Annotated in this window: 12 protein-coding genes; 9 read left to right on the top strand and 3 right to left on the bottom strand. The window is 44.3% G+C overall.

The genetic code is table 11. The features are described 5' to 3' along the window. Positions 1-218 precede the first annotated feature (218 nt). From QUB04_RS03565 to QUB04_RS03590, 6 genes are all read left to right on the top strand, one after another. Positions 219-503, top strand: a complete 285-nt coding sequence (locus tag QUB04_RS03565; RefSeq protein WP_333281115.1) for a hypothetical protein — start codon at positions 219-221, stop codon at positions 501-503. Between the two features lie 791 nt (positions 504-1,294). Next, positions 1,295-1,639 (top strand): hypothetical protein, encoded by a 345-nt coding sequence (locus QUB04_RS03570; protein WP_333281118.1) that lies wholly within the window; start codon positions 1,295-1,297, stop codon positions 1,637-1,639. A 796-nt stretch (positions 1,640-2,435) separates the two neighbouring features. Then, on the top strand, positions 2,436-2,645 hold the full coding sequence (locus QUB04_RS03575) for a hypothetical protein (protein ID WP_333281121.1): 210 nt from the start codon (positions 2,436-2,438) through the stop codon (positions 2,643-2,645). A gap of 408 nt (positions 2,646-3,053) precedes the next feature. Next, positions 3,054-3,455: a plasmid mobilization protein gene (locus QUB04_RS03580; protein WP_333281124.1), complete on the top strand. Its 402-nt coding sequence runs from the start codon at positions 3,054-3,056 to the stop codon at positions 3,453-3,455. 50 nt (positions 3,456-3,505) lie between these two features. Next, positions 3,506-5,110, top strand: coding sequence for a relaxase/mobilization nuclease domain-containing protein (locus QUB04_RS03585; protein WP_333281127.1), 1,605 nt, complete (start codon positions 3,506-3,508; stop codon positions 5,108-5,110). Positions 5,111-5,453: 343 nt separating this feature from the next. Next, the gene (locus tag QUB04_RS03590) at positions 5,454-5,837 is read left to right on the top strand and encodes a hypothetical protein (RefSeq protein WP_333281130.1); all 384 of its coding nucleotides are present in this window, start codon (positions 5,454-5,456) and stop codon (positions 5,835-5,837) included. Between the two features lie 569 nt (positions 5,838-6,406). On the opposite strand, the gene QUB04_RS03595 is transcribed toward QUB04_RS03590, so the two are convergent. Both QUB04_RS03595 and QUB04_RS03600 read right to left on the bottom strand, forming a co-directional pair. Beyond that, positions 6,407-7,453: a Fic family protein gene (locus QUB04_RS03595; protein WP_333281133.1), complete on the bottom strand. Its 1,047-nt coding sequence runs from the start codon at positions 7,451-7,453 to the stop codon at positions 6,407-6,409. A gap of 74 nt (positions 7,454-7,527) precedes the next feature. Further along, positions 7,528-8,601, bottom strand: coding sequence for a hypothetical protein (locus tag QUB04_RS03600; RefSeq protein WP_333281136.1), 1,074 nt, complete (start codon positions 8,599-8,601; stop codon positions 7,528-7,530). Between the two features lie 65 nt (positions 8,602-8,666). Between QUB04_RS03600 and QUB04_RS03605 the strand changes: the two genes are divergently transcribed. Both QUB04_RS03605 and QUB04_RS03610 read left to right on the top strand, forming a co-directional pair. Further along, positions 8,667-8,840: a hypothetical protein gene (locus QUB04_RS03605; RefSeq protein ID WP_333281139.1), complete on the top strand. Its 174-nt coding sequence runs from the start codon at positions 8,667-8,669 to the stop codon at positions 8,838-8,840. 2 nt (positions 8,841-8,842) lie between these two features. Next, positions 8,843-9,466, top strand: a complete 624-nt coding sequence (locus QUB04_RS03610) for a siphovirus Gp157 family protein (protein WP_333281142.1) — start codon at positions 8,843-8,845, stop codon at positions 9,464-9,466. A gap of 245 nt (positions 9,467-9,711) precedes the next feature. On the opposite strand, the gene QUB04_RS03615 is transcribed toward QUB04_RS03610, so the two are convergent. Beyond that, the gene (locus QUB04_RS03615; protein ID WP_333281145.1) at positions 9,712-9,930 is read right to left on the bottom strand and encodes a hypothetical protein; all 219 of its coding nucleotides are present in this window, start codon (positions 9,928-9,930) and stop codon (positions 9,712-9,714) included. 189 nt (positions 9,931-10,119) lie between these two features. Between QUB04_RS03615 and QUB04_RS03620 the strand changes: the two genes are divergently transcribed. Further along, positions 10,120-13,653 (top strand): hypothetical protein, encoded by a 3,534-nt coding sequence (locus QUB04_RS03620; RefSeq protein WP_333281148.1) that lies wholly within the window; start codon positions 10,120-10,122, stop codon positions 13,651-13,653. Positions 13,654-13,875 lie beyond the last annotated feature (222 nt).

The raw sequence follows: 13,875 nt of genomic DNA on the forward strand, positions 1-13,875 counted from the left end.
GTGCCTAGTTTAACAAGTCAAGACTTACGCAACTGGCACACGGTGATGAGTACTCACGCTCCTACCTACAACGGCTTCAAGCAACCGGGGCGAGCGCTGTATTCGCTACATGGCTCACACCCTTCAATTAAGCCTTGCGGTAAATTAAAGTCGCCACCTCTTGAGTATTCGCTATTCGCGAATGTAGAATAAAGGAACAATGCGCTCGCTCATCCGCTATGCTAAAACCCCAAGATATCCTTGCAATACTCAAAGTCCACAGTTGGGATTCAACGAACTGGACGTACAGTTCTCTCGCTCAAAGCTTGGGCATGAGCGCATCAGAAGTTCATGCTGCCCTTGAGCGTTCTGAAGCTGCGGGTCTGTATTATGGCTCCGAGCGGAAAATCTTGAAGCAAGCGGTGTTGGAATTCTTGGTTCACGGGCTGCGCTATGTATTCTACGCCCAGCCAGGCCCCAAGCAAGCGGGGACTGCCAACTGCACATTCTGCGCTCGCCATTGAAAAGCAAGCTGGTTGCCTCACCGTCTGAGGTTTACGTCTGGCCTGACCCTGGCTGGTGTCGTGAGAGGGCAGGCAATCGCGCCTCTGTACCGTTCAGTCCCACAAGCTGCCAGTAACGATCCAAAACTTTATGCCTTGCTCAGCTTGATTGACGCTATTCGAGTTGGTCGGGTGCGGGAGCAACGTGACGGCCGCTAGCGAACTTGAAAAGAGGATCGTCGCTGCTCTATGAACCCGCAGATACTCATGCTGGAAATAGTTGCCAGGGTACTCTCTCAAGTACGCACTACCATGTAAGCCTTACACTCGCAAACAGCCTCAACGGAACGCAAAAACCAGATAGTCCAGCCTCAACTTTATTGCTGGCATAGTGGGTACTACGCTACAAAATCGCTTCATAAATTTTAGCTACCTGCCAATTTTCTCACACTTGCTCAACTTGATTTTTTATTCAATTCCGATGCCACAACTTGACTATTAAATCAATCCACTTGTTGTTAAAAACGCTAAAAAATTAGCTAATTGTTGCGTCAGCTAAAGTCAGGGATTTGCAGTATAAAGTCAGGGATTTGCAGTATAAAGTCAGGCAAGTGCAGGTATTTGCAGGAACTGCACTTTACCTGTATTTACCTGAAAATATCCTGCAAACGCCTGACTTTTTCGGTCAAATTACTGCTTTTTTGTGCTGTTCGTGCGTTTGCTTGTTGAGGTCGGTTATGGCGGTTCTTCCTCGGTAGCAAGCAATGGTTTTGCGATCGCAAAACGGACTTTTTCGTGCAGAAATAAAAACAATGCACCCTTATGAATGGGGAATCTTAGGTATCAAGGCGCTTGATTTTTACCCGATATTCGACTGTGCCGATTGCTCACATTGCTCCTGCTGTTGTGGCGATTTTTGTGGAGGTGATCGACGCCGACAACTGCCACAACAGCCGATGTTGTGGCAGTTGTCGGCGAGGCAGAACTTGCCCGGTTCAAGCGGAGTGCCGCTCGTTGCCCCGTTTTTTGATTTGTTCGTGCTGACACGGAATGAACCAGGCGATCGGGTTGATGTGAAAGCTCGATCGCCCGCCAGCAGACTTATCTGTTCGCGACTCGCACCGTCAATCGAAGCCGCCACCAAAAAAATTAGCTAATTTTTGTGTGTCCTAAAGTCAGGCAAGTGCCGTATAAAATCAGGCATTTGCTGTACAAAAGAGCGTGAGAATGCTGGCATTTGCAGGGACTGCACTCTACCTGTATTTACCCGAGAATGTCCGGCTTTCCGCCTGAATTTTTCGGTCAAATTGCTGCTTTTTTGTGTCGAGCGTGCATTGATTTGTTGAGGTCGATTATGGCTGTTCTTTGTTAGTAGCAAGCAATGGTTTTGTGATCGCAAACCGGGCTTTTACGTGCCGACAAAAAATATCCACCCCCCATCAATATTGAGCATATTGTTTACCCGCAGTTCAAACCTTATTGATATGGAATAAGGAACGACTCGCGAGTGGCTACTGAAGCCCAAATGCCTCAATAAGAGCGGTAAGGTATGGGACAGGCACTGCCAACTATTTTTTTGTGGGAATGTATTAGCGATCGCTCTTTACGCCTAGAGATTGCTGCCTGTATTAATCAGGTGGAGAATTATAACCGCCATTAATAGGTGGGAGTCGAGCGACTGCTGTAAACCGAGCGACTGCTGTAAACCGAGTCAGGCGGTAAATTTTTATCCGACTGTCAAGTTTTGTTAGACAACAACAGTTTAGCCGATTGCTTCATCGCGAGTCCGACAACAGCAATTTACGCGACTGTCAAGGCTGGTATAACGGCTGCTGTGTTGCCAATTTTCTCGCACTTGCTCAACTTGATTCTTAATTCAACTTACCATACTGTAACTTGACTATTAAATCAATTCACTTGTTGTTAAAAACGCTAAAAAATTAGCTAATTGTTGTGTCAGCTAAAGTCAGGGATTTGCAGTATAAAGTCAGGGATTTGCAGTATAAAGTCAGGGATTTGCAGGTATTTGCAGGGGGTGCACGTTACCTGCATTTACCTGAAAATATCCTGCAAACGCCTGACTTTTTCGGTCAAATTACTGCTTTTTTGTGCTGTTCGTGCCATAACCTGTTGGGACTGGTTATAGTTGTTCTCTATCGGTAGCAAGCAATGTTTTTGTGATCACAAACCGCACTTTTACGTGCAGAAAGAGAAATAATGCACCCTCCTTTTACGGAAGCCTAACCGTAAGGTCGGGTTTAATACTTTTTTAAGCTTTAATGACAATTGTAACTATTTGTACTACGATTTAAGCTGAATATTCTATAGCTCTAAGAAATTAGAGGGAGAAAATACTTCAAAAGCAATTCAACAAGCTCATCACTTATTCAAGTGCGATCGCACCTAAATCCACTATTCTATACAAATAAAGAAAATTATAGTCAGTCTCTACCTTAATAAACTGTCTAAACAGCCCTCTCCAATTGGGGGGGATAAATTCACCTGAATAGCGCTTGTCGATTACAGTTGTTAACTTGTATCTTGGCAAGAGGTTTTTACTGATTAAAAACTATGAAGACTTTACCGTCCGTCAAACCTAGAGAGCTGCTATCCAACCATATTCACATTCGCCTAACTGACTCTGACTACAATCAAATCAAAGCAAGAGCAGAGCAAGTCAATTTGAGCATGAGCGACTTCATGCGGCGTGCAGCTTTGAGGAGAACCATGCCGCGCCCTCTAGCTGCATTTGACTTGAAAGCCTATCAAGTGTTATGCAAGATTGATGCCCAACTTAGAATTGCCGGAAACAATATTAATCAGATTGCTAAAGCTTGCAATAGTGCTGTGGTATTGGGAGAACCCGTTATTGTCAATAGAGGACTCTTAGAAAGCGTACAGCACCTCATTCAACAAAACCAAACTGCTATTAAAACAATAGTTGCAAACCTTGCCAATTCTACAGTCCGCTAATTTTTAACCAGCCTGAGCAATTGATGTAATAAACCTACTGCGAAACGGTTATGATCGGCAAACAAATCAAAGGTACAGGCTTTCGGGGCTGTCTGAACTACGTGCTGGGCAAAAAAGACGCCGCTCTAATTGGCGGTACTATGTGCGGACAAACTCCTGAAGAACTCGCTGCTGAATTTGCCATCGCCCGACAACTAAGACCTAACCTGAAAGTAGCAGTTTTTCACGCCACTTTATCTGTCGATAGCACCGAAAAACTAGAAGATTCTGAAGAAAATGACCAACGCTGGCTGGCGATTGCAGCCAACTACATGAAAGCGATGGAATTTGACAACAACCAGTACGCAGTTGTCAAGCACAGCGATACAGAACACGACCACATCCACATCGTCGCCAATCGCATTTGCCTAGATGGAGGTGTTGTTGACGATAGCTGGGATTATTACAAAAGCCAAGAAACTATTCGCCAACTCGAACGGAACTACAACCTGGAAACTGTTACACCCAGTTGGGAAACAGACAAGCGGGCTCAGACTACAGGAGAACACAGGCAATTAAAAAGCAAGGGAAACAAGAGCGTCAGGGTGCAATTGCAAGACCTAATTGATGAAGTCACCCAAGACAACCCAAGTATGCCAGAATTCGTTGAGCGGTTGCAGCAACAAGGCGTAGAGGTGCAAGTCGGATTGACTCGAACTGGCTTCAGTAAAGGCATTTCTTACAATTTAGATGGAGTCGCTTTAAGTGGCACTCAGTTGGGTAAAGCCTACACTTTTTCTGGATTGCAGAAGCATCGAGGCGTTAGCTATGACCAAGGGCGAGATAACGCCCTAATTGAGGCTTTAATGCAGCCACAACACTTAGCTATCGCCCCCAGCGAGGCAGAGGCAAATGAGTTAGAGTCGTCACAATCTGAGCTAGAAACAACCGCACCTGCTACTCCTGCAATAGCAAATGAGTTAGAGTCGTCACAATCCGAGTTAGCAGCAACCGCGCCTGCAACTCCGGCAACAGCAAATGAGTTAGAGTTACAACTGTCAATCCTGCCTGAAAGGAATGAAACTCAGTGGCAAAAAGTGCGATCGCATCTAGCAGTCGAGTACAGTTTACCTTTAGAATTGCTTAATTTATTGCACTCTCATTCTTGGCTGTATGCCGGCTCAGAAAAGGCTATCTTCACGGCACGGACGCTTGACGGGGAAGCCCGGTTCGCTTTTGTTCTCGATGAAAGAGGCAACTTTAGTACAACTCATCCCCTATCATCTGAAGCTGCTTTCTGGGTAGCCACTACTGGAGAAATTGAGCGAGCTGTGATTGCCTGTAACCCAATAGAAGCCCTTTCAATTTTGCTTATTGAACAGGAAAATAACCCGGATAACTGTGCAACACCACCACCCACAATTTACCTAGGAATTGAACTAGCTTCACAACTTCCTATAGAATTCTTACAAGAACTCGATAGCGTTATTATAGCTATCGCAGAAGATTCTCATCTCGCTCGAAATGCACTCGCGCTACTACCGGATGCAGAACTTGTCAATCCACAGTCAAGTTGGAATGATATCTGGATACAATTAATTGAGCAAGAACAGCAAACTCATAAACAAAATAACCAACAGTATAAACAGCACACCCAAAACCTCGAACTGGATTAGTTATTGCCACTTAACAATTTGACTTTTATTAAATAAAAGCGCTAGCTAACAAATTTCCTGGTTGCGACATAAATTACTGGGTAGTTCGGCCATATCAGGGTTTTGATAACGGTGGGTCAACCGTTTTATCCCCCCAATTATTCTTACCAGGCAGGAATACCAATTACTGATATTGCTGCCACTAATTTTGACAGCTTTTTTAACGTATTTATCCACTATTTTGGCGTAACTATTAAGTAAATTGAGGCCGTGCTTGCTCAAATAATTTGTGAGTCAACATGGGTAAAAATAAATTATTTATACATTTTAGCGTACTCACTAACATTTACGAAAAAACCAACTTATGAGCGCTGTCGCGCCCAAAAATAAAGCATCGGAAAAAAAAATGGAACTATCGCAAACCTACACCTATTACTTCAATAATTTAACCTGCGTCCACCAAACAGAAAACGAACTGTACATCATGGGCCGGGAAACAACACTTGTACTGAATTTTCAACAAACAAGCTATCAAACGCTCGACAAAATAATCCACGCTCTGCGACTTGTGAGAGACAAAAAAGTCCAAGACCGAAAGTCAATTATTGAACAAGAACTGCTGGCCTTAAACTTCCAATTCCCTCTCGAAAGCAGCAACCGTAGCAACAACGACACCAACAATGGTAGCAGCAATGGTAGCAGCAATGGTAGCAGCAACCAAAACTGCGAGCTAAAAATCGACTGGTAATTCAATTATGCCGGAGAGACAAGTTTGTTTCTCCGGCAGCCAATAGCAAACATTAAAACCACATTCAAAAATGGCAAACAAAATGGCAGGATACGTGTATCTTCTGCACTTTGAAAAGCCGATATGTTCAACTCATCCAGCCCAACACTACGTCGGCTGGACAAAAGATTTGGACGAAAGGCTTTGGAAACAGAAAAAAGGCAGAGGTGCTAAATTTTGCGCCGCTGCCCGAGAACGCGGAATAAACTTTGTCTTGGCAGAATGCTGGGTTGCAGACAAAAGTTTTGAGAGGAGAATCAAAAGGCAAAAAAACCACAAACGTTTTTGCCCTCTGTGCAAAAATTGAAAGGACAAATCAGCTTTTTTGTAGGAAATGCAATTCCAATAGGAGGAAATATAACAGTTTTTAAACATTGTCAAATACAAGTGACCGATTACCTTTTATCCATTACCAAGAAGCTAATTTCCCGGTCTACACCGCTTTCATTAGCTTGCATAAATAGTTAGAACTGGGTGTTAGGTTTTGTACTTCAAGTCAACATCCAGTTGCTTGTGCCTAATTCCTGTATCTATTGCTTTCGCCAATGCGCCTCCACCCCTCGTCCCCGACATTGCAAACGTCCTGCATCCCTTTCCCGGCGCAATAGACGGCGAATCAAATCAATTCCCACTGTCGGACACCGTTCCTGCAATTCCCTAATAGAGAATTCTTGAGGCAAATTGTTAATCGCATCCAATACGATCGCCGTTTTAGTTCCTTTTGCGGATGTAACATATCCCACCCGCTGCTCAAACTCCCGATAAGCTGATAGCAGCATGACTCCCAAGAAATACTCCCACCAAGGTAACAGGTTATGCTGCCCTTCATGCCATCCTTGGGAAGATTGGTAAAGCGTATCATAATAGCTTTCCTTAGTTCTCTCTACAATCCGTTCCAAACTAATAAATCGCCCCACTTCATAACCGGCTTTGTATAGCAGCAACAAAGTCAGCAACCTTGCCATCCGTCCGTTTCCATCTAAAAATGGATGAATGCACAAGAAATCCAAAATATAGGTTGGAATCAGCAATAAAGGTTCTATTTCGCCCGATTCCCAGAGGCGATTAAACCGTTCTTGCAGGCGTTCCATTGCCGCAGGAGTAGCATAAGCGGGAGTAGGTTGAAACCTCACCACTTTAGTCCCGTCAGGATAAGTAGCGCTAATTTCATTATCCACTGTTTTCCAGCGCCCGCCTGTATTAACAGCAAATTGGTAAAGGTCGCGGTGCAGTTGTAAAATGACACCTGGACTAAAAGGAATGTGGGTATAACTGGTGTGAATTGTAGTTAGCACGTCCCGATAACCCGCAATTTCTTGTTCTGAACGATCGCGCGGCGTTGTTTTTTCTGTTACTAATTTCTTAATCCGTTCGAGCGGCACAGTAATGCCTTCAATGCGGTTAGAAGATTCGGTACTCTGAATAACTGCAGCTTGGCGCAAAGTGCCTAAAACTTGTGGGGCTTGTTGTTTGAATAACTCCTGCTTTCCCTTGTACTCTCCAAGCAAACGAATTGTTTGCAGAAGTCTTTGGTTGAGCTGTTGACTTTCAATGAACTCCTCTTCAAATGACAGCATATCTATTTTATCTCCTTTGTATTAATTATAAACATTTATTGCAGTCAATAAGTCGGATATTGCGTGCGCTCGCATCAAAACTTTGAAACCCGATCGCAAGCAGAACCGACGCCAAATCCAGATAAATAAGTAAGGCGATAGTTGCTTTTAGCCATAGCCCTTGCCTCTCTTGTTGTCCAAGGTTTGACGCTTAGCAAATCGGGCTCAGTTTCCAGTTGTTTTAAATAAGAGCGATCGCCCGTTACAAAGGCGATCGCAATCGCCAAGAACTTGCAACAGCTCAAAGGAGCCTGAACCACCTGCTTTTCAGTAAACCTAACCACAATCCAATTCCACTCTAAGAATAATTGATTGCGGCGCATATCCCTGTCAGCATCGCAGCAGTGAGTGGGCTTCTTAGATTTGCCAGAATAAGGTTCATCAATCTCGACATCAATTCCGAGTCCAGATGGAGTGTGAATTACAGTAAAATCTGCTGAATAGCTCCTCTGAGATAACGGAATTTTAAACTCTGCTGCTTGGACAACTTCCTCGAAATATTGCTGTAAGTATTGCAAAAAGCGTTGTTCACTCACTCCTTGCCGAGCTTGAGATGTGCCATTAGGACTAACGCGAAGTGACATCAAATCCTTGAGCAATCGATTTCTGGAATCTAACTCAAGTTTTGCGATTTTTAAACCTGTCTGCAACCCTTCTTTTTCCACCTTAAAATTAGAAAATTCTTGCTGTTTATTCGAGGATAAATGTTGATGGAATAATATATTTTGTTGCTTGTACTCAAGAATTTGCTGTTTATACCTGGATAGCAGTTTTTGACGGCAACCAAACACATAACTATAAGCAGCCGCAATTAAACATGAATAAGCAGCTACTACCAACAGCATTTCCCACCACAGCCAACCCCAAGAAATAGCTAATAGCGGAAGTGCGATCGCACCATAGAGCCAAAACACCCAAATTAACCACAGCAACTTGACAGGTAACACCACAGGTGGTTGAGGCGGAGTCAGCAAAACAACAGGTTGACCGAATTGTTGAGTTTCTTGAAGTTGGGATGAGGTGGCACAACTAGAAGTTGCCTCTGGCAAAGGATATTGATGGCAGAACTGCATTACCACTTTTGGGTAAAAAACTATAGGATAATTCATAACTTTAAATACTCCTTTTTTTAAGAGCGCGGTCGCGCTATTTTTAAGAAAGTTTTTTGAATTGTATGCAAAAAATTACCCAGTCAAACTCACAAAATTTAACTCATTCTCAACCAGGTAGCCGGATTCAAAAGGACAAACAAATCTCTCTTAAATCCGACCCGGAAACAATGGCTGCGCTTACTCAACTCGAAGAACGCCGCGATTATTATCACACCTGCATCAACGGAGGATACTAAGCATGAATTTAGCCACAGCGACGCTTGCTCAAAGTTCAATAACTGCGGCTCAAGTTTGGCATCAACTAGAATCAGCAGAAAGCTCAGAAGAAATCGATCAACTGCTGCAATCCCTTTGGCAAACCCAAGAAACCCAGGAACTCGCTGTTGATGCCCATGCCGACTTAGCCGACCAAATTGATGCCGAAATTGCAGGAATTACAGCCAGGATGCAGTATTTGATAGAACTGCATTCAAAAGCTATCAACAAACTCCAGGGGTGGAGAGAGCGCTTAGACAAAACCGTTCTCTACTTCAACGAGTGCGGCGTGTTAACTTCCGAAGTTATTGGCAAACACCGCCGCATTACTGTCAAGGAAAATCCGCCTACCTGTGAAGTTTTGATTGACCCATCTCAACTGCCAGAACCCTATCGCCGAGTCGAAACAAAAACCGTAATTTCTGCCGACAAAAAGGCGATTGCAGACGCTTGGAAACAAGGAATGCCTGTAGATGGTACTAAGGTTTTCCGCAAGCGCAAAGTGGTTTACAGCTTGCTTCCAGGTAACAATTTGCACTCTCTTCAAGCCAACCAGACGCTTGAGAGTCGTTCTTCGGATAAAACGCAGTCCAAAAAACGGCGTTAGCCATCTTTTCAGGTGTCAGAAATGCCTTGATTTGACACCTGAATTATTAGACATATCCGAGTTAGACACCTCCGAATTATACCATTTATGAAAAGTCATGCAACAGTAGCAACAGTAGGTTGATTTCGTGAAATAAACCCAACGATGCAAAGTGTAGCAAGACTTTTTAGAAATGGTATTACAATGTGACACGTTGTGACACGTTTGTTTTGTAAGAGCGAAGACTTAATTTCGGTCGGGATCTCTTATAAATCAATCCAGTATTGAGGGTTCTCCACTTGTTCTTCGGTGACGTTGAACAACGTTGATGCTCTACCTTTAATAACCCCGTTAGCGTCGAGGTTCAAACCTCCGAATTGCTGGCTGTTTTCACCTTCTCCAAAAGCAACGCGGGCAAGTGCATCGCTATCAGAGAAATAATCCCGTTGGCTTTCCATAGCCGTAGTTGTGCGAACTACTTTCACTTTTTTTCTCCACATTGGGATTGTCATCCTGATTGTAACACGCTACTTCTTTCTTCTAAACCCCTCCAATTGGAGGGGGTGAATATCACTCAGTAGCAGGAATTTGTGAAGCAACACCCTTGTCAAAATCTGGACTATTACTGTGCGTAAGTCCTAAAAATGTAAAAACTAGGATTCAGGAGCTAATCAATGAGCAGAAGAAAACTTACCCCAGAACATCGCTCCACAGAATGGGTAGCTGGGGAAGGACTAAAAATCCCAGTCTTTGATATGTCCTTGACTGACGGTAGAGCAAAGGGGCGGTATCAAGCTGAATCAGAAGTGCTGCGTAACTCCCTGCTTGAACTGCTTTTTGAACCTGAAGAATTAGCATCCCTAAGCATCGTTAAACCAGACCCAAATGATAGCAGCTTCGACCCTCTGAAAAACATCGATTTCGGAGATGGTATTACCAGAAGAGTTGCTTTCAGCTCCGGCAAAAATGTGTACTTTGCAGACATGGAACTCTCAACCAAACTGTTGAGCGTATTCAAAACCCAACCCGACCACGCCTGTCGCTACGGCTCACTGCTAGTTAGCAGTTGCAACCAAGGAGCCAAATTGTTAGATAGCTCCCTTGACGGCGAAACCTTGCGAGTCAAAATTGTTGATTCTCAAAGCGATGACCCGAGTGAAAAAGCGAAAGCTCATAAGTGGCAAACCGGAGACTGTCACGGTAAAATTTCACCGGCACTAGCCCAACAATTAGGAGGGAATTATAACCGACCTTTTCAATTCAGATTTGCCTGGATGCAGGAATGGGAACAAGAAGACTGCCGCACTCCAGAAATTAGCTTTCTTGCCAAAGGAACGCTGTTGCCTGATGCTAATTTAACCTCCGAATTGGATTATGATATCATCATGGATCGCTCCTCTATCAAAGGAGTTGCTAAAGAGCAATTAGCTGAACTTATCCCCTGTGGCGACTACGAATTTCCCAAAGCTATACTGGGAAATCGAGGCAACGCCAAAGTAACTGAATACGAAAATTCTTGGCAATTTTCGATTTGGTATTCCGAAGCAGCTATTGGGGCTGACATAGCCACACCGACCAAAATTGAAGCCCAAAAGCTAGCTGACTTGCAAAATAACCGACTGCAACTTGCCAAATACTTAGTAGAGCAACACGACAAAAAAGCTGCTTTTCAATCTAGCCTTCACGAAGACAGCAGCGGATTAGAAGATGAAGCAGATGAAAAAGCCCAGCGCAACGAATCCCGACTAATTTCAATTTTGAGGAACGACAAACTCGGTCAACTCCTCGACTTTCCCAAAGTCGTCGATTTCATGCAAGAACAACTGGCTAAAAAGTGGAAAGACTTAGCAATTAAAGGAGCAATTCATCACGGTTCAGCAATGGCTCAACCTTGTGAAAACCTCAAACCCGGTACAATTGTTGCCCCCCACTTGCGGCACGGCACAGAAGTTATCGTTACCCGATACCCAATTGTCAGTAAAGATAACATCCGCCGCTACACAGTAGACAACAAAATCCAGCCTGAATTAACGCAGTACAAAGGGTGCGTTTTCATTCGCTCTGACCAAGCCATGCAGCATCACCAATGCGATTTTGATGGCGATCAATTAGTAATTACGCCTGCTTCCCGAATGCCGAATATCGCCTCTGAAACCAGGCACGCTAATCAAGAGAATGAGTACGATGCTGTTGAGAAGCGAGAGAAAGTTGACTACAATAAAGCTACCGATAGTGATGGCGATCGCAAGTATACCAAATTGCGGCAAATTGCCGTAGCCATCGCCCAAAATAAAATCGGCTGGGTTGCTACCTTAATCGGGAGAGTGCAATCGTCAGCAGCAGAACCGGGACAGCCAGAAAGTTTATTCAATCAACAGAAGCGGCAGCTTCTTGGAAAGCTGTTTGATGCCCTGCAAATTGAAGTGGACAGTCCCAAAAGTGCTACTCGCACCGAAGACCACCACCCCACCTTGTTGTCCAAGGCTAAGCAGTGGTCAGAACAGCACCCAAGCTACCTATTTGACTACAAAGACGACCCCAGGCTTTACAAAACCGTGCCATTACCTATAGGAGACGGCACCGCTATCAATTGCATTGCTAGGGAGGCTGTTAACCCAGAGTGGGAACCGACTCGTCTAAAAAGCCGCCACCGCGACGAGTTTCGCTACTTGTTTGAGTCTCCTTCTGACTTAGATGAGCAAGAAAAATGGGAGAAACATTATGTCAGGTGGGCGCAAGATATTAAGGAACGTTATCGAGAAAGGATGGGCGAAATTCACTTGGAGTGCGGCGGCGATTCTAAGGCAATTAAAGAAGCCGTCAGCAAGTTATACGAGAGCTTAAGAGCCGATGTGACCGAAGCTTGGACTGACCCTGAAGAACGGTTTTTAGCTGCTAGTGCGATGTGGCACGTCGAAACCGCAAATCCCAACTTAGAAGTTCCTCGCAAAGCTTGTAAGGAACTTTCTCGCCAACTGCTGATTGAATTCAACCTTGAACCTGAGTACGAGCGACTGCACGAAGCAATGCCAAAAGACACTTACGTTCTGAGCGTCCCTTTCGAGGAATTGGAACGGGACAATAACGGTAAAACTGTCAGGGATAAGAAGCGACAGCCAGTTGGCAAAGACTTAGCTGGACATTGGAAAGAATTGTTAGACAGCAAAGGTATTAAATATGAAGCAACTTTGCATCCGAGCCTGCCAATGGTCAATTTTGCCTTAATTGAACCCAGCGACAAACTGGTGGGAATTCTTGAGAAGAAGTTTGGCGGCAATGCCAATGACATCGACAGTTTAGACTTAACTTACCGCGATGGTCTTGGTCGCACCAAAGATGTCAGTTCACGTATTGTAGCTCCTGCTGATTATACTTGGCTTGATTCCCAAAACCAAACACCTAAAGCAGCATTGGTTCTCAATTTGTTTACGGATGAAATTTGCCAGCAATTGCAAACCTTTCAGTTTGACAGAGCTGAACTAATTGGGCAGAAGTACAATGACTTAAAAGATGTTGACTTTAGCAGTCCCAAATGGAGGCAGAAAACATTGACTTTTGAGGTGGGTTCTGTTAGCGGTAGCGGTTCGAGGCGCGACGGCAGCCCTATTGTCCTCCTTGACGGACAAGAATTAGCTATGTTCTCTGCTAATTCACCTAAATTGCCGATCGGCACTACCTTTGAGGCCACTATTGAACCCTCGCATAAAGGCAGCGCTCTGATCTTAAACATCAACCCTAGCTCTGTGCAACTAATTGAATCAGTTGAGGAACTTTCAGAAGTCGCGCCAACCCCTACCCAAAAGCGATCGCAATCTGTATCGCCAACCCCTCGTCAAGGGCGATCGCTTGTATCGCCAACCCCTACCCAAAACAAACCGCCATCTCAACCCGAAGACATTGCTGCCAGCCTCGCCCACCTCTCAGAATTGCTGAAAGATGCGATTTCTGAAGCATATAACCAAACTGGAGAAACTAAAATCCCTGTGGGGAACTGGACAGCTTTTATTAGCCAATCTCGCAATAATGTTAGGTGTTTAGTCAGAGATGAAGCTGATAATCCGGTCTTGGCTGCTGACTTAAAAACAGGTCAAATCATTAAGGAGCTTTCTGAAAACAGCAGCGCTCACTTTCTCAAATACCTCTTAAAAGTAGATGCTGAATTAGCAGCCACATCCTCAAAACATAGAGTTGCCGACGCACAACTTTAACGTAATTTAGAAAGTCATATTATGTCCCCTAACTAGAACATAATTGCAATTCTATTACTTGGCTGTGGGGAATTCACAAATACCCGCTCACGCAAATCATAGAAAAAGCGCAAACCTTTTCAATACGTGTTGTCTAAATATGTCTTGCTTGTCGGAGGTCAAAGTCGAATGAGGCAAGAAAAGACACATTCGATTTTGACCTCCCTTGAGGACATTCGTACA

The organism is Microcoleus sp. D2_18a_B4 (assembly GCF_036702475.1).
GTDB lineage: Bacteria > Cyanobacteriota > Cyanobacteriia > Cyanobacteriales > Microcoleaceae > Microcoleus.